A 16,068-nucleotide genomic window follows, 5' to 3' on the forward strand; every position below is an offset into this window, starting at 1 on the left:
GTCCCAAGCGGGGTGAACTCGGGTTTTCAGGGTGTTTTCCATGCGCTCGGTTTTATTCCCGATTTCGGGTGAATGAGGGTGAGATGAGCCCGCCGAGTTCGCGGGTCGCGAACGGGCTTCACGCGCCCGCGCGCGCCGCACGGCCCGCGCGCGAGGGCGCGGCGAGCCGCGCGCGAGCCCCCTGCGACCGGCGGAAGGGCCTTCGACCAGGGGTTGCGCGCCCCGATCCGGCCCGCGCCGCCGCCCGGCCGGGCACGCGTCCGGCACCCCCGCCCTCACGTGGGCGAACGGGGCAGCGCGGCATTCGGGGGAGATCGGTGACGGCGATGCCGCCTCACGGCATAGGCTTAGCGGGACGAAGGAGAGTGGAGGCGACACGTGATAGAGCTCGAAGGGCTCCCCGAGCTCGTCGACCCGGTGCTCATTGCCGCGTTCGAGGGCTGGAACGACGCGGGTGAGGCTTCCAGCGGCGTGATCGCCCATCTCGAGTCCGCCTGGAAGGCCGAGCCGCTGGTCGCGCTCGACCCCGACGACTACTACGACTTCCAGGTGACCAGGCCCGTGGTGGAGATGAGCGACGGGCTCACGCAGTCCATCGTGTGGCCCACCACGCGGCTGCTGCGCGCCAGGCCGCCGGGTGCCGGGCGCGACGTCGTGCTGCTGCGCGGCATCGAGCCCAACATGCGCTGGCGCTCGTTCTGCGACGACATCATCTACGTCTGCCGCGAGCTGGGCATCGAGCTGGCGGTCATGCTCGGCGCCCTGCTCAACGACTCCCCGCACACCCGCCCCGTGCCGATCCTCGGCGGCGCGACCAGCGAGGGGCTGGCCCGCTCGACCGGGCTGGAGCTGAGCCGCTACGAGGGCCCGACCGGCATCGTGGGCGTGCTGCAGCACGCGTTCGGCAGGGCCGGGCTCGACGCGATCTCGCTGTGGGCGTCGGTGCCCCACTACGTCGCGCAGCCGCCCAACCCGAAGGCGACGCTGGCGCTGCTGCGCCGGCTGGAGGACATCCTCGACATTCCCATGCCGCTCGGCGACCTCGACGAGGAGGCCAGGGCGTGGGAGCGCGGCGTGGACGAGCTGGCCGCACAGGACAGCGAGGTCGCCGATTACGTCAGGGAGCTGGAGGAGCGCAAGGACGCCGCGGAGCTGCCCGAGGCCAGCGGCGATGCGATCGCGGCGGAGTTCGAGCGCTACCTGCGACGTCGAGATCGCGACACGGACAGCTAACCCTGACGTATTGAATCCGCCAAAATTTGGCGTTTTCGAGTAATAATCGGGGATCACCAGATCCCGATAAGCCGGGGCTCCAGATTCACGCCGGCGGATACCGTCCGGCTTCGCACGTGATGCCTACATCCACCGACCGCGCACGTTAGGCATGCCATGGCGACATCCCACGTAGACCCGCACCATAGGAGTCAGGACACCAGGCGGCGCGTCCTCGAGATGGCCGTCTCGCTCAGGGAGGACCGTGCCGGCGGCTCGGTGGATTACTTCCTGGCGCTGCTCCAGGACCGGCTCCCGCTCTGGCTGAGCATCCTGCACGACCTGACGCACCGCGCCGGGAAGGCGTCCGTGTCGGACAACCTCCACCCGGTGGCGCGTACGGGCATCGACTTCTACATCGACGTCCAGAGCGCGGCGCTGCCCGCCTTCGCCTCCCCCGACGTCACCGTCCGCTTCCGCCGGGCCATCAAGGACGCGGGGCTCGGGCCGCGCGCCGAGACCGCGCCGCTCGCCAGCTATCTGGCGGCCGAGCAGCGGCTGGGCCGGGTCAGAGCCGACGCCGACCCGGAGGCCAGCGCGCGGCTGCTGGTCGCGGGCTGTTTCCACCGGGCCTGGATCGAGATGGTCGCCGGCTGCGACGACGCGCCGTCGCGGGACGCCAGCGCCCGCGAGATCGTCCGCGAGCTGCGCCTCGACCCCGCCTGATCGCGAGGCCCCTCCCCCGCGCGGCTCGTCACGCCCCGCGGAGCGAGACCGGGCGCCCGTCCACTCCGGGCACACAGAAGACCCGCGCGACTCGTCACACCCTGCGCAGCGAGACCGGGCGCCCGTCCACTCCGGGCACACAGAAGAGCTGCGCGGCTCGTCACGCTCTGCGGAGGGTGCGCGGCTGGGCGGCGGGGCGGCGCAGGGCCTCGTCGTAGCGGCGCCAGATGAGGGCCGCCACGTCGGGGTCGGCGCCCAGGGGCTCGCTGACCACCGCCGGCCGGCCCGCGGCCGCCGCGACCAGCCGGTCGTGGAAGTAGCCGGGGGCCAGCACGTACGAGGCGATCGCCACCCGGGACGCCGGGGTCGCGCCGAGCCGTTCCATGGCCTCGTCCAGCGACGGCGCGCCCGCCGACGCGAACGCGGCGGTCACCGGCCTGGCCAGCCGCACGGCGAGCTGGTGGGCGGCGGCGCGCACGTCGGCGAGCGCCGACGGGTCGGACGAGCCCGCCGCGCCGAGCAGCACAGCGTCCGTGGCGCGCAGGCCGGCCCGCGCCAGCTTGCGCGCCAGCGCCGAGGTGAGCAGCCGGTGCGGCCCCAGCCAGCCGGCCACGATCGCGTCGGGCCGGTGCTCGGCGACGACCTGGGGCAGGTCGACGTGCACGTGATAGCCGCCGGCGAGCAGCAGCGGGACGACGACCACGGGGCCGCGCACGGCGGGCAGGACCTCCCTGAGCAGCGGCGAGGCCAGCTCCAGGTAGCTGAGCTCGACCCGGCCGCCGGGCCGCGCGGCCCTGACCGTCTCGGCCAGCGCGGTGAGCGTGCGCTGACCGGCCTGGCTGCGGGTGCCGTGCGCGGCCAGGACGAGCGTGGGGGTCATCGGCCGGCTCCTGCGGGAACGGGCCAGGGCATGCGGAACTCCTCGGTGCAGGCTGACGTGACGTTCGATGGTGCTGAGCTCACAGGGACGAGACCCGAAGGGCTGAGGCTCAAAGGCCCGCCTCGTACAGGCAGGCGAGCCGGTAGCCGCGCTTGACGACGGTCTCGACGATGCCGCTCGGGCCGAGGGCGCGGCGCAGCCGGGTGATGGCCATCTCGACGGCGTGTTCGGCCGAGTCGCGGGCGACGCTGCCCGGCAGCACCGTGCGCAGGTCGGCCCGCGACACCACGTGGCCGGGCTTGTCGGCCAGGCGCTTGAGCACGGCCATCGGCGCGGGCGGCAGCGGGCGCAGCTCGCCGTCCACGACCACGGCGTGGCCGCGGATCTCCAGCCGGTGCCCGCCCGCGGTGACGCGGGTGACGCCGTGTTCCGGCAGGTGCCTGGCCAGGACGCGGGCGAGCGCGCCGAGCCTGGAGCGGTCGGGCTGGAGGGTCGGCACGCCGCGCGAGGTCAGCGGCTCGGCCGTGACGGGACCGACGCAGGCGGCAACGACCGAGCCGCCGAAGGCGGCTAGCAGCGCGTCTTCGAGCCCGTCGGCGCGGGCGGCGTTCAGCATGGCGTGCACGGCGGGCGCGCTGGTGAAGGCCACGGCGTCGATCGCGCCGGAGACGGTCTGGCTGATGAGGCGGCGCAGCGGCGAGATGTCGCGGTACGGCAGCCATCGGTAGACCGGTATCTCGATCACCTCGGCGCCGGCGGCGCGCAGGTCGGCGACGAAGTCGCGCAGCGGCTCGCCGTGCTGCTGGACGGCGATGCGCCGGCCGCGCAGGTCCTGGGCGAGGAGGTACTCCTTGACCTCCTTGCACGACTCGGTCGAGGGCGTCCAGTGGTCGTTGAGCCCGGCGGCGCGCACCGCTCCCCTGGCCTTCGGGCCGCGGGTGAGCAGGCGGGCCCGCGACAGGTGCTCGCTCAGCTCGGTGGACAGGCCCCAGCCCTCGGCGGCGGCCATCCAGCCGCGGAAGCCGACGCCGGTGGTGACGACCACGTCGTCGAGCGGCGCCTCCAGGCTCTGCCGGGTGGCGGCGAGCAGGTCGGCGTCCTCGGCGAGGGGGACGAGGCGGATGGCGGGGGCGCTGACCACGCGGGCGCCGCGGCGTTCCAGCAGGGCGCCGAACTCCTCGCGCCGCCTGGTCGCGGTCACGCCGACGGTGAAGCCCGCCAGCGCGTCGGGGGCCGTCTCCGGGGAGGTTCCGGCCTCCAGGGAAAGCGCGCTCATGCGTGCACCTCCAGGTAGTCGTGGACGCCTGGCCGGGCCCCGAGCACCCGGCCAGGCATCACAGGTGCTTGTGACGCAAGTGAGATCACCCTCCGATACTGCTTTCGGGTGGTTTCGCCCACGGGTCTCTCTTGTTACCGCTGTGCTACAAGGCCGCAGCCGCGGGGTTGACCCGGCGCGGGCGGGGGAAACGTTGTCCGTGACATGGCCGCCTATCGGGGAGTCACGGGTGTCGGTCCTGCCCATTCGCATGTTCGGCGATCCGGTGCTGCGCACGGTCGCAGAGCCGGTCCGGGATTTCGATCGGGAGCTGCGCCGGCTGGTGAAGTCGCTCACGGCGACGTTGCGTGCGGGCCCTGGGCGGGCCGGCCTGGCGGCTCCGCAGCTGGGCGAGCCGGTGCGGGTGGTGGTCTACGACTACGACGGCAAGGCGGGCCACCTGGTCAACCCGCGCCTGGAGCTGTCGGAGCGGCGGGTGACGGCCGACGAGGCGTGCCTGTCGGCGCCCGGCGTCTGGTGGCCGCTGGAACGGTCCTACATGGTCACCGCGCGCGGCCGTGACATGTTCGGCAAACCGGTGACCGTCAGGGCGCTCGGCACGCTGGCGCGGGTGCTCCAGCACGAGGCCGACCACCTCGACGGCGTGCTGTTCAGCGACCACCTCGAAGAGGCCGAGCGGGAGCGTTTCCTCGCGGCCCTGCCAGGCTGAGCTCCCGCCGCTGCCCGGGGTCGGTGCCGCCCCACACCCCGTATGCCTGCCTGGTGCTCAGCGCGTACTCCAGGCACGGCTCGCGCACGGGGCAGCCCGCGCACACCTGCTTGGCCCTGTCCGTCTGCGACTGGCTCGGCCCCTCCATCGAGATCGGGAAGAACAGCTCGGGGTCGAGGTCCAGGCAGGCGGCCCTGCGTGTCCAGTCGAGCATCATCATGCTGTCCGCGCCTACCCATGGCGCGGGGCGTCATACCTGGCCGAGCAGCTCGTCCCAGTCGGAGAGGAAGCGGCTGAGCCCGTAGCGGGCCAGCGCGGCGGCCCTGGCGGCCTTGCCGGCCTGGCTCGCGCGTTCGGGGTCGGCGGCGAAGTCCGCCAGCGCGCCGGCCAGCACGTGCACCTTGGTCGACAGCACGCCGGCCTCGGGCGGCACGGCCTCGATCGCCTCGGTGGCGGCGAGCGCGACGACGGGCATGCCGAGCGTCATGGCCTCGATGAGGGCCAGGCCGAGCGAGGTCCACCGGTACGGGTGCAGGTAGACGCGCCTCCTGGCCAGCTCGGCGTGCATGGCGTGCTGGGGCAGGTCCTCGTAGGTGTCGTACGGCAGGCCCTCCACCTTCATGCCGAACACGTCGAGCGGCACCCGCTCGGCGAAGCGGGGCAGCAGGTCGGTGCCGGCGACGCGGGCGCGGCGCACGGGCTCGTTGACGACGACGCCGGCCCTGGGCAGCTCGCCACTGTAGAGGTGGCCGGGGTCGGGGATGCCGTGCTCGATGACGCAGGTGGGGGCGCGGCCGTTGTCCCAGTACAGCTCGTTGAAGTGGGTGACGTGCACGAGCGTGATGGTGCTCTGCCCGGCCAGCGGGTGGCGGGTGCGGGGCACGTCGCCCACCGGCGTGTTGTGCTCGACGTACACGGCGGGCAGGCGCGCGGCGCGCGGGCCGAGCCATTCGCGGGCCAGGTCGATCTCGTGCGGGCGCTGGTAGACGATGACGTCCACCGGTTCGTCGCGCAGCCGGTCCCAGGGCACCTCGCGGGCGCTGTCCGGCCAGTCGTAGGTGACCGCCCGTCCCCGGCCGTCGGGTCCGCGGCCGGGCACGAGCGGCAGCAGATACTCGTGCACTCCCCTGACGAACGCGCTGGTCCAGGAGCCGTGCACGTGCCAGATCAGGATCCTCACCAGCGGCTCCAGCCCATCGCGCGGGCCCAGGGCGCCGAGACCGCGGGCACCGGGTCGCCGGCGCCGTTCAGCACCCGCTCGACGACGGCGGCCAGGTCGCCGGCGACCTCGGGCGCCTGGTCGATCTCCTCCTGCCGGGTCTGTTCGGTGGGCACGAGGATGCCCCGCGCACCGGCCGCTCTCGCCGCCTCCATGTCACGGCCGATGTCGCCCACCACGACGCAGTCGCGGGGGCTCACGTCGAGCACGGCCGCGGCCCTGATGATCAGGCCGGGCGCCGGTTTGCGGCAGGTGCAGCCGTCGGTCTCGTCGTGCACGCAGATCGCCCACGCGTCGAACGGGCCGAGCAGCTCCTCCACCCTGGCGTTCACCTGGTCCATGTCGTCCGGCGACAGCAGGCCCTTGGCCACGCCCGACTGGTTGGTGACCACGGCCACCGGCACGTCGGCGCGTCTGAGCCGGCACAGCGCCTCGACCGCGCCCGGCATGGGCTCGACGAGAGCGGGGTCGCCGTTGTAGGGCACGTCCTTGATCAAGGTTCCGTCCCGGTCGAAGAGCACGGCCCCGGGACGCCGCTTTTCGAACACCATCCACCTCCGTCGCGCGTGAGCGGCAGCTACCCGTGACCCGTCCAGGCAAACAACTACGCAGCGTGAGCAACCCCAGGTAGCCTGCGCCGTTTTCGCAGGTCACAAGGTCGTCCGTGGTGACGTCAGGTTTGAGAGCCGCTTCTCTCGGTAGCGGTTCTCGACATCCCCAGGGGGAGGAAGCATGAGATTTCTCGGCATCAACGCGATCTTCCACGACCCGGCCGCGGCGCTCGTGGCCGATGGCAGGATCGTGGCCGCGGCCGAAGAGGAACGCTTCAGCCGTCGCAAACACGGCAAGCGGCCCCTGGCCTTCTCCGCCTGGGAGCTGCCCGAGCTGGCGGCCGCCTGGTGCCTGAGCCAGGCGGGGCTCGCGCCGGAGGACATCGACGCCGTCGCCTACTCGTACGACCCGTCGCTGGTGGTCCAGCGGCCGGAGGGCGACTGGGAGGACCTGCGCACCCGGTACGCGGTGCGCGCCCCCGCCTTCCTCGCCACGGCGCTGCCGGGGCTCGACCCGGGGCGGGTCACGTACGTGCCGCACCACGTGGCGCACGCGGCGTCGGCCGGGCTGGCCGCGCCGTGGCGCGACTGCGCGGTGCTGGTGTGCGACGGGCGCGGCGAGAACGTCTCCCATCTGGCGGGCCGCTACCGGGGCGGCGAGCTGGAGATCCTCGCCGCCCAGGAGCTGCCGCACTCGCTCGGCCTGATGTACGAGGACGTCACCCAGCACCTCGGCTTCCTGCGCTCCAGCGACGAGTACAAGGTGATGGCGATGGCCTCCTACGGCCGTCCCCGCCACCTGGAGGCGCTGCGCGAAGTGATCTACACGACCGGCGACGGCGGGTTCCGCGTCGAGCCGGTCGACTGGAACGTCTACGCCAAGGCGCTGAAGAAGGGCGCCCCGTGGACCTCCGACCACGCCGACCTGGCCGCCAGCGTTCAGGCCCGGCTGGAGGAGGTGCTGCTCGAGCTGGCGCGCTGGCTGCACGAGCGCACCGGGGAGCGGCGGCTCGCTCTGGCCGGCGGGGTGGCGCTGAACTGCGTCGCCAACACGCGGCTGCTGGACGAGGGGCCGTTCGACGAGGTGTGGGTGCAGCCGGCCGCCGGCGACTCCGGCACCGCGCTGGGCGGCGCACTGCACCTGGCGCAGGTGTACGGCGAGCCGGCCGCGCCGATGACCTGCCCGGCGCTCGGGCGCGGCTTCACCGACGAGGAGCTGGGCGCGTGGCTGGACGTGGCGCGGGTGCCGTACACGCGGCCCGCCGATCTCGCGGCGGCGGTGGCGGCGGAGCTGGCCGCCGACCGGATCGTGGCCTGGTTCCAGGGCCGCGCCGAGTACGGGCCGCGGGCGCTCGGCCACCGGTCGCTGCTGGCCCACCCCGGCAACCCGGGCAACACCGAGCGGCTCAACGACGTCAAGGGGCGCGAGCAGTTCCGGCCGGTCGCGCCGATGGTGCTGGAGTCGCGGGCGCGGGAGATCTTCAGCCGGGGGCCGGTGCCGTCGCCGTACATGCTGTTCGTGCACGACGTGCACCCGGACTGGGCGCCGCGCATCCCCGCGGTGGTGCACGTGGACGGCACCGCCCGCATCCAGACCGTCTCGCCGGAGCGGCAGCCGCTGATGGCGCGGGTGCTGAGCGAGTTCGAGGCGCGCACGGGGCTGCCGGTGGTGGTCAACACCAGCCTCAACACGGCGGGTCGGCCCATGGTGGACGACCCGCGTGACGCGCTGGAGTGCTTCGGCTCGGCGCCGGTGGACGTGCTGGCGCTGGGGCCGTACCTGGTGCGGCGGCGGGAGGTGTTCGCCTCATGATCACCGTGGTGATCCCCACCGTCGGGCGGCCCACGCTGCACGACACGCTGGCCGCCGTCGGCCCGGACGTGCCGGTGATCGTGGTGGACGACCGCCGGGGCCATCCCGCCTCGCTGGCGGCGCTGCGCGTGCCCCCGCACGTACGGGTGGTGCGCTCGGGCGGGCGCGGTCCCGCGGCGGCGCGCAACGCCGGCTGGCGGGCCGCCGACACGCCCTGGGTGGTCTTCCTCGACGACGACGTGGTCCCCGCCCCGGGGTGGGCGCAGGCCGTCTGGAAGGACCTGGTGGACCTGCCGCCCGAGGTGGCCGGCAGCCAGGGCAGGATCCGGGTGCCCCTTCCGGCGGGGCGCAGGCCCACCGACGCCGAGCGGCACACCGCCGGGCTGGCGGGCGCGCTCTGGGTGACCGCCGACATGGCCTACCGGCGTGAGGTGCTGCACGCGCTGGGCGGTTTCGACGAGCGGTTCCCGCGCGCCTACCGGGAGGACGCCGACCTGGCGCTGCGGGTGACGCGGGCCGGGCACCGGCTGGTCAGGGGCGAGCGGGTGACCGTGCATCCGGTGCGCGACGACGGGTTCTGGGCGAGCGTGCGCCACCAGCGGGGCAACGCCGACGACGCGCTCATGCGGCGCCTGCACGGCCCCGGCTGGCGGTCGGCCATCGGCGGCGCGCCGGGCCGGCTGCGGCTGCACGCCGCCACGACGGCCGCGGGCCTGGCGGCGGCGCTGCTCGCGGCCGGCCGCGGGAGGCGGGCGCGCGCTGCGGCGCTGGCGGCGGGCGTGGTCTGGGCGGCGCTGACCGCGCAGTTCGCCTGGCGGCGCATCGCCCCGGGCCCGCGCACGGCGGACGAGGTGCTGCGGATGGCCGTCACCAGCGTGCTGATCCCGCCGGTCGCCTGCGCGCACCGGTTGCGCGGGGAATGGAGCGTGCGGCGATGACGGCTCCCGCGGATCGGGGGCGCGTGCTGGTGGCGCGGCTCGACGACGCCGGCGACGTGCTGCTCGCCGGCCCGGCCGTGCGCGCGGTGCGCACGCGGGCCGCCGAGGTGGTGTTCCTGTCGGGGCCGAACGGCAGGGCGGCGGCCGGGCTGCTGCCCGGCGTGGACCGGGTGGTGACCTGGCGCGCCCCGTGGATCGACCACACGCCGCCACCGGTCTCCATGGCCGGGGCCGAGGAGCTGATCGGCCTGGTGCGCGGGGTCGACGAGGCGGTGCTGCTCACCTCGTTCCACCAGTCGGCGCTGCCGCTCGCGCTGCTGCTCAGGCTGGCCGGGGTGGCGCGGATCACCGCGATCAGCAACGACTATCCGGGCTCGCTGCTCGACGTGCGGCACGTGGTGGACGAGAGCGTGGACGTGCCGGAGGCGGAGCGGATGCTCGCGGTCGCGCGGGCGGCCGGGTTCGAGCTGCCGCCGGGCGACGAGGGCGGGCTGGCGGTCCGCCGGCCGCTGCCGGACGTCCGGCGCAGGTTCGGGCGGGCGTTCGGCCCCGGCTCGTACGTCGTCGTGCACCCCGGCACCTCGGCGCCCGCCCGTACCTGGCCCGCGGACCGGCACCGGCAGGCGGTGCGGGAGCTGGCCGAGGACGGGCACCGCGTCGTCGTGACCGGCACGGAGCGCGACCTGACCGCCTACGTGGCCGGCGGCGTCGCGGCCGACCTGGGCGGCGCCACCACGTTCACCGAGCTCGCCGCCGTCATCGAGGGCGCCGCCGTGCTGGTGGCGGGCAACACGGGACCCGCGCACCTGGCCGCCGCCGTCGGCACGCCGGTCGTGAGCCTGTTCGCCCCCGTGGTGCCGCTGGAGCGGTGGGCCCCGTACGGCGTGCCCTCGGTGGTGCTGGGCGACCAGCACGCGCCCTGCCGGGGGAGCAGGGCGCGGATCTGCCCGGTGGCCGGGCACCCGTGCCTGTCGCAGGTGACGAGCGAGCAGGTGGTCAAGGCAGTGAGGGAGCTGACGCAGTGAAGGTCGATCTCATCTCGGAGCACGCGGACCCGCTGGCGGCGGTCGGCGGGGTCGACTCCGGCGGCCAGAACGTCTACGTCGCCGCGCTGGCCGCCGCGCTCGCCGGGCGCGGGCACACGGTCGCCGTGCACACGCGGCGCTCCTCCGAGTCGCAGCCCGCCTCCGTGCGCCTGGCGCCGGGCGTCACGGTCGAGTACGTCACCGCGGGTCCTCCGGTCCCCGTGCCGAAGGACGAGCTGCCCCCGTACATGCCGGAGTTCGCGCGGCGGCTGGCCGAGCGCTGGGCGGCGCGCCCGCCCGACGTCGTGCACGCGCACTTCTGGATGAGCGGGCAGGCGGCGCTGGAGGCGGCCGGCGACATTCCGGTGGTGCAGACCTTCCACGCGCTCGGCACGGTCAAGCGGCGCTGGCAGGGCGATGCCGACACCAGCCCCGCGCACCGCATCGACACCGAGCGGGAGATCGGCAAACGGGCCGACGCGGTGCTCGCCACCTGCAGCGACGAGGTGGGCGAGCTGCTCGCGATGGGCGTGCCGGAGCAGCGCATCGCGGTGGTGCCGTGCGGGGTGGACCTGTCCGAGTTCCGCCCGGACGGTCCGGCGGCGCCGCGTACGGACGGGCCGATGGTGCTGAGCATCGGCCGGATGGTGCCGCGCAAGGGCGTGGACACCCTGATCAGGGCGATGCGCCAGATCCCCGAGGCGGAGCTGGTGATCGCCGGGGGCGGGCGGGAGGACGAGGAGGCCGTCCGCCTCAAGAAGCTGGCCGAGGGCTACGGCATGGGCCACCGCGTCCACGTCATCGGCAGCGTGCCCAGGCGGCACGTGCCCGCGCTGATGCGGGCGGCCGACGTCGTGGTGACCGTGCCCTGGTACGAGCCGTTCGGCATGGTGCCGGTCGAGGCGATGGCGTGCGGGGTGCCCGTCGTGGCCTCGGCGGTCGGCGGCCACCTCGACACGGTGGCGGGCTGCGGCGTGCTGGTGCCGCCGCGCAGGCCGCGCGCCCTGGCCAGGGCGCTCAAGGAGGTGCTGGGCGACCCGCGGCGGCGCGCTGAGCTCGGCGCGGCCGGCGCCAGGAGGGCTCGCGAGCGTTACGGCTGGCCGCGCGTCGCCGAGCTCACCGAGGCCGTGTACACGCAGGTCATCGACGGCAAGGTCGGCCGGCTGGCCGCCCTGGGGGGTTGATCATGGATGCCCATCTGGAAAAGCTCTGGAACGCCCTGGAGAAGCTCGATGACCAGGCGGCCGCCGTCCGGTCGTGGGGCGGGCGGCTGGCCGGCGTGCTGTCGTCCGGCGGCCGGCTGCTGGCCTGCGGCAACGGCGGCTCGGCGGCGGAGGCCCAGCATCTGACGGCCGAGCTGGTCGGCAGGTTCAGGGACGACCGGCGCCCGTACGCGGCGATCCCGCTGCACGCCGACGGCTCCTCGGTGACCGCGATCGCGAACGACTTCGGCGCCGAGCAGGTCTACGCCCGCCAGGTGCGCGCGCACGGGCGTCCCGGCGACGTGCTGGTGTGCCTGTCGACCAGCGGCGGCAGCCCGAACGTGCTGGCCGCGGCGGAGGCGGCGCGCGAGTGCGGGGTGACGGCGTGGGCGATGACGGGTCCAGGGCCGAACGCGCTGGGCGAGCTGTGCCATGAGGCGGTCGCCGTGCCGGGTGAGACGGCCACCGTGCAGGAGGTGCACCTGGCGCTGATCCACCTGCTGTGCGACGCGCTCGAGGAAGCCCTTGAGGGAGCGCTGGAGGAGGCGCTGTGACGGCGGGGCCGCTGGTCGTCATCGGCGACACGCTGCTCGACATGGACGTCGAGGGCGCGGCCGACCGGCTCTGCCCGGACGCCCCCGTCCCCGTGGTGGACGTCTCCGCCGAGCGGGCCAGGCCGGGCGGCGCGGGCCTCGCGGCGCTGCTCGCCGCCCGTGACGGCGCGGACGTGGTGCTGATCACGGCGGTCGGCGACGACGAGGACGGCCGCCGCCTGTGCGGGCTGCTGTCGGAGGAGCTCGACCTGGTGCGGCTGCCGCTGCGCGGCGGCACCGTGCGCAAGACCAGGATCAGGTCGCGCGGCCAGACGCTCGTCAGGCTGGACACCGGCGACGGCACGGCGCGGTTCTCCCCCACCGAGGAGGCGGCGCAGGCGATCTCGCGGGCGGGCGCGGTGCTGGTGTCCGACTACGGCAGGGGGGTCGCCAGGATGGCCCGCGCGCTGCTGCGCGAGATCTCCGTACCGGTGGTGTGGGACCCGCATCCGCGCGGCGAGCAGCCGATACCGGGCTGCGCGCTGCTGACGCCGAGCGAGGCGGAGGCGCGCCAGATGTGCCCGTCCGGCTACCAGGGGCCCGACCAGGCCGCCCGCCGGCTGGTGCGGGCGCTGCGTGCCGAGGCGGTGGCGGTCACCACCGGCGAGCGCGGCGCCGCGCTGGCCGTGGCGGGCGGCCCGCTGATCACGGTGCCGCCGCCGGTGCGTGCCGGCGGGCATGACGCGTGCGGCGCGGGCGACCGGCTGGCGGGAGCGGCGGCGCTGGCCATGCGCGACGGCGCGGACGCCGAGGAGGCGATCACGATCGGCGTCGGCGAGGCGTCCCGCTTCGTCGAGCGCGGCGGCGCCGCCTCGGTGAAGGTGCACGAGCAGCGGCTCGGCGACCGGCCGCGCACCGCCCTGGAGGTGGCGGCGCTGGTCCGCGCCCAGGGCGGCCGGCTGATCGCCACAGGCGGCTGCTTCGACCTGCTGCACGCCGGCCACGTGAGCCTGCTGCGACGGGCCAGGGCGCTCGGCGACGCGCTCGTCGTCTGCGTCAACTCCGACGACTCGGTACGCCGCCTGAAGGGCCCGTCGCGGCCCGTCGTGGACGTGCGCGACCGGGTGGAGGTGCTGCGGGCCCTGGGCTGCGTGGACGCCGTGCTGGTGTTCGACGAGGACACCCCGGCGGCGGCCATCGAGCTTCTCAGGCCCGACGTGTGGGTGAAGGGCGGCGACTACGAGGAGGAGGCGCTGCCCGAAGCCGAGGTCCTCGGCAGGCTCGGCGCGGAGATCGTCGTGCTGAGCACGCTGCCGGGGCGGTCCACAACCGATCTGATCAGGGGGATCCAGTGAACATTCTCATTACGGGGGGCGCGTCCGGGCTCGGCCTGGCCACCGCGGAGGCGGTGGAGAAGGAGGGCTGGAAGGCGCTCGTCATCGACGTGCGCGCGCCCGACCAGCGCTTCGAGCACGTGACCGCGGACCTGGCCGACCGGGGTGAGGCCGAGCGCGCGGTGCGCGAGCTGGCCGAGCGGGCGGGCGGCCTCGACGGCGTCGTCACCGCCGCGGGCATCGACGCGTGCGGGCGGCTGGAGGACGTGCCGGCCGACGACTGGGAGCGGGTCATCAAGGTCAACCTGCTGGGGACGGCCTCGGTGGTGCGGGCGGCGCTGCCGTACCTGAAGCACACCAGGGGCACGGTGGTCACCTGCGCATCCACGCTGGGCCTGCGGCCGCTCAGCGACGCCTCCGCCTACTCGGCGTCGAAGTTCGGCGTCGTCGGCTTCACCAGGGCGCTGGCGATCGAGCTGCGCGGCGAGGTGGGGGTGACCCTGCTCATCCCCGGCGGCATGCGGACGAGCTTCTTCGACGGCCGGCCCGAGCAGTACAAGCCGGGGCCGGAGGCCGGGCTGAACGACCCGGCGGACGTCGCCCAGGCCATCGTCTTCGCGCTGCGGCAGCCGGCCGGATGCGAGGTGAGAGAGCTCGTCGTCTGCCCGTCCACGGAGACGTCATGGCCCTAGAACTGGTGGCGCTGCGCGGGCTCGGCCTGGGCGACCTGCTCACGGCCGTGCCCGCGCTGCGGGCGCTGCGGCAGGCGTTCCCCGATCACCGCATCACGCTGGCGGCGCCGCGCGCGCTCGGCGCGCTGCTGCCGCTGATCGGCGCGGTGGACGACCAGGTGGACGTGGCGGGGCCCGGGCCGGTGCCGTTCGAGCGGCCGGACGTCGCGGTCAACCTGCACGGCAAGGGCCCGCAGAGCATCGAGGCGCTGGAGCGCACCCGCCCGGGGCGGCTGCTCGGCTTCGGCACCGGCCCCGCGTGGCAGGAGGGCGTGCACGAGGTGCGGCGCTGGTGCGGGCTGCTGGAGTGGTACGGCATCCCGGCCGACCCCGCGGACCTCACCTTGGGCATCTCCGACCGTACGGGGCCGGCGATCGTGCATCCGGGCGCCGCCTACCCGGCGCGGCGCTGGCCGCCCGAGCGCTTCGCCGAGGTGGCCGCGGCCTTGGACGACGTCGTCGTCACCGGCAACGCGACCGAGGTGCCGATCGCGACCCGCGTGGCCGAGCTCGCGGGGCTGCCGCCCGAGCGCATGCTGGCCGGGCGCACCAGCCTGGCCGACCTGATCGACCTCGTCAGCCGGGCCCGGCTGGTGGTGTGCGGCGACACCGGGGTCGCCCATCTGGCGACCGCGTTCTGCGTGCCGTCGGTGGTGCTGTTCGGCCCCGTCTCCCCCAGGCTGTGGGGCCCGCCGCCGGGCTGGCGGCACATCGCGCTGTGGACCGGGCACCACGGCGACCCGCACGGCGAGCGGCCGGACCCCGGCCTGCTCGAGATCGAGGTGTCCGAAGTCGTCGAAGCGGCCATGGAGGTAACGTCATGAGGGCTCTGGTCACGGGGGGCGCGGGGTTCCTGGGCTCGTACCTGTGCGAACGGCTGCTGGACGAAGGCGCCGAGGTCATCTGCATGGACAGCTTCCTGACCGGGGGGCCGCGCAACGTCGAGCATCTGCTGGAACGGCCGGAGTTCCGGCTCATCGAGTGCGACCTGACCGGATACGTGCACGTGCCCGACCGGCTCGACCTCGTCCTGCACTTCGCCTCGGCCGCCTCGCCCGCCGACTACCTGCGCTACCCCATCGAGACCCTGCGGGTCGGCAGCGTCGGCACCCTCCACGCGCTCGGCCTGGCCAGGGAGAAGGGCTCCCGGTTCATCCTGGCCTCCACCAGCGAGGTGTACGGCGACCCGCTGGAGCACCCGCAGAAGGAGACGTACTGGGGCAACGTCAACCCGGTCGGCCCGCGCAGCGTGTACGACGAGGCCAAGCGCTTCGCCGAGTCGCTGACCACCGCCTACCGGCACGCGCGGGGCACCAACACCGGCATCGTGCGCATCTTCAACACCTACGGGCCCCGCATGCGGCCGTTCGACGGGCGGGCGATCCCGACGTTCATCCGGCAGGCGCTGACCGGCGAGCCGATCACGGTCACCGGCGACGGCTCGCAGACCCGCTCCATCTGCTACGTGGACGACACGGTCTCGGGCATCCTCGCCATGGCCGCCTGCGACTTCGCCGGTCCCGTCAACATCGGCAACCCCGACGAGCTCACCATGCTGGAGCTGGCCACCCTGATCAAGAAGCTGACCGGGTCGCCGTCGGAGATCCGCTTCATCGACCGGCCCGCCGACGATCCGAAGGTGCGCAGGCCCGACACCACGCTCGCCTGGGAGCGGCTGGGCTGGCGGGCTCAGGTGCCGGCCGAGGAGGGGCTGCGCCGCACGATCGAGTGGTTCTCGGCGGAGCTGGCCGCGATCTCCCGGCTCGAACGCGTCGAGGTCTGACGCGCCGGGTGCCCGGCCGTCCGGTGGGACGACCGGGGACGCACCGCGTTTCAGGTCCGGCTTGTCATGACAGACCCCCGGCCCGCCTGCCCGGCTTGGGTGACGGCCGCCGGATCGGGTGGACCCGCGCGGCGGT

At 74.5% G+C, this 16,068-nt stretch carries 17 protein-coding genes; 12 read left to right on the forward strand and 5 right to left on the reverse strand.

Features of this window, described 5'->3' with window-relative positions:
• Window positions 1–378 precede the first annotated feature (378 nt).
• Window positions 379–1,233, forward strand: coding sequence for a PAC2 family protein (locus ACGFIM_RS30855; protein ID WP_393207281.1), 855 nt, complete (start codon window positions 379–381; stop codon window positions 1,231–1,233).
• Window positions 1,234–1,452: 219 nt separating this feature from the next.
• Entirely contained in the window at window positions 1,453–1,938 is a 486-nt protein-coding gene (locus tag ACGFIM_RS30860; RefSeq protein WP_393207284.1) for a TetR/AcrR family transcriptional regulator C-terminal domain-containing protein, read from the forward strand.
• A gap of 160 nt (window positions 1,939–2,098) precedes the next feature.
• Here ACGFIM_RS30860 and ACGFIM_RS30865 read toward each other — a convergent pair whose 3' ends face one another.
• Together ACGFIM_RS30865 and ACGFIM_RS30870 are read right to left on the reverse strand one after the other, a co-directional pair.
• Window positions 2,099–2,818, reverse strand: coding sequence for a sirohydrochlorin chelatase (locus ACGFIM_RS30865; protein WP_393207287.1), 720 nt, complete (start codon window positions 2,816–2,818; stop codon window positions 2,099–2,101).
• 109 nt (window positions 2,819–2,927) lie between these two features.
• On the reverse strand, window positions 2,928–4,094 hold the full coding sequence (locus ACGFIM_RS30870) for a uroporphyrinogen-III synthase (RefSeq protein ID WP_393207290.1): 1,167 nt from the start codon (window positions 4,092–4,094) through the stop codon (window positions 2,928–2,930).
• A 229-nt stretch (window positions 4,095–4,323) separates the two neighbouring features.
• Here ACGFIM_RS30870 and ACGFIM_RS30875 point away from each other — a divergent pair, with 229 nt between their 5' ends.
• Window positions 4,324–4,803 carry a peptide deformylase gene (locus tag ACGFIM_RS30875; protein WP_393207293.1) on the forward strand — a complete coding sequence of 160 codons (480 nt, stop codon included), beginning with the start codon at window positions 4,324–4,326 and terminating at the stop codon, window positions 4,801–4,803.
• Here ACGFIM_RS30875 and ACGFIM_RS30880 read toward each other — a convergent pair.
• Genes ACGFIM_RS30880 through ACGFIM_RS30890 form a run of 3 tightly spaced genes read right to left on the reverse strand, consistent with a single transcriptional unit; the run spans window position 4,745 to window position 6,573 of the window.
• Complete coding sequence (locus ACGFIM_RS30880; RefSeq protein ID WP_393207296.1) at window positions 4,745–5,023, reverse strand: WhiB family transcriptional regulator; 279 nt, start codon at window positions 5,021–5,023, stop codon at window positions 4,745–4,747. The two genes, ACGFIM_RS30875 and ACGFIM_RS30880, sit on opposite strands and share 59 nt — an antisense overlap.
• A 30-nt stretch (window positions 5,024–5,053) precedes the next feature.
• The gene (locus ACGFIM_RS30885; RefSeq protein WP_393207299.1) at window positions 5,054–5,983 is read right to left on the reverse strand and encodes a glycosyltransferase; all 930 of its coding nucleotides are present in this window, start codon (window positions 5,981–5,983) and stop codon (window positions 5,054–5,056) included.
• Window positions 5,980–6,573, reverse strand: coding sequence for a D-glycero-alpha-D-manno-heptose-1,7-bisphosphate 7-phosphatase (locus ACGFIM_RS30890; RefSeq protein WP_393207302.1), 594 nt, complete (start codon window positions 6,571–6,573; stop codon window positions 5,980–5,982). The genes ACGFIM_RS30885 and ACGFIM_RS30890 overlap by 4 nt, the downstream gene beginning before the upstream one ends.
• Window positions 6,574–6,754: 181 nt before the next feature.
• Between ACGFIM_RS30890 and ACGFIM_RS30895 the strand changes: the two genes are divergently transcribed.
• Genes ACGFIM_RS30895 through ACGFIM_RS30935 form a run of 9 tightly spaced genes read left to right on the forward strand, consistent with a single transcriptional unit; the run spans window position 6,755 to window position 15,932 of the window.
• Window positions 6,755–8,386, forward strand: a complete 1,632-nt coding sequence (locus tag ACGFIM_RS30895) for a carbamoyltransferase (protein ID WP_393207305.1) — start codon at window positions 6,755–6,757, stop codon at window positions 8,384–8,386.
• Complete coding sequence (locus ACGFIM_RS30900) at window positions 8,383–9,324, forward strand: glycosyltransferase family 2 protein (protein WP_393207308.1); 942 nt, start codon at window positions 8,383–8,385, stop codon at window positions 9,322–9,324. Before ACGFIM_RS30895 ends, ACGFIM_RS30900 begins: the two co-directional genes overlap by 4 nt.
• Window positions 9,321–10,349, forward strand: coding sequence for a glycosyltransferase family 9 protein (locus ACGFIM_RS30905; RefSeq protein WP_393207311.1), 1,029 nt, complete (start codon window positions 9,321–9,323; stop codon window positions 10,347–10,349). Before ACGFIM_RS30900 ends, ACGFIM_RS30905 begins: the two co-directional genes overlap by 4 nt.
• Window positions 10,346–11,533 carry a glycosyltransferase gene (locus ACGFIM_RS30910; protein WP_393207314.1) on the forward strand — a complete coding sequence of 396 codons (1,188 nt, stop codon included), beginning with the start codon at window positions 10,346–10,348 and terminating at the stop codon, window positions 11,531–11,533. The genes ACGFIM_RS30905 and ACGFIM_RS30910 overlap by 4 nt, the downstream gene beginning before the upstream one ends.
• Window positions 11,534–11,535: 2 nt before the next feature.
• The gene (locus ACGFIM_RS30915) at window positions 11,536–12,105 is read left to right on the forward strand and encodes an SIS domain-containing protein (protein WP_393207317.1); all 570 of its coding nucleotides are present in this window, start codon (window positions 11,536–11,538) and stop codon (window positions 12,103–12,105) included.
• Window positions 12,102–13,439 (forward strand): PfkB family carbohydrate kinase, encoded by a 1,338-nt coding sequence (locus tag ACGFIM_RS30920; protein ID WP_393207320.1) that lies wholly within the window; start codon window positions 12,102–12,104, stop codon window positions 13,437–13,439. Before ACGFIM_RS30915 ends, ACGFIM_RS30920 begins: the two co-directional genes overlap by 4 nt.
• Entirely contained in the window at window positions 13,436–14,110 is a 675-nt protein-coding gene (locus tag ACGFIM_RS30925) for an SDR family oxidoreductase (protein ID WP_393207323.1), read from the forward strand. The genes ACGFIM_RS30920 and ACGFIM_RS30925 overlap by 4 nt, the downstream gene beginning before the upstream one ends.
• A complete protein-coding gene (locus ACGFIM_RS30930; protein WP_393207326.1) occupies window positions 14,101–14,973 on the forward strand; it encodes a glycosyltransferase family 9 protein in 873 nt (290 codons plus the stop codon). The genes ACGFIM_RS30925 and ACGFIM_RS30930 overlap by 10 nt, the downstream gene beginning before the upstream one ends.
• Window positions 14,970–15,932 carry a UDP-glucuronic acid decarboxylase family protein gene (locus ACGFIM_RS30935; protein ID WP_393207329.1) on the forward strand — a complete coding sequence of 321 codons (963 nt, stop codon included), beginning with the start codon at window positions 14,970–14,972 and terminating at the stop codon, window positions 15,930–15,932. The genes ACGFIM_RS30930 and ACGFIM_RS30935 overlap by 4 nt, the downstream gene beginning before the upstream one ends.
• The last annotated feature ends 136 nt before the right edge of the window (window positions 15,933–16,068 follow it).

This window comes from Nonomuraea sp. NPDC049309 (genome assembly GCF_043196965.1).
Taxonomy (GTDB): Bacteria; Actinomycetota; Actinomycetes; order Streptosporangiales; family Streptosporangiaceae; genus Nonomuraea; species Nonomuraea fastidiosa.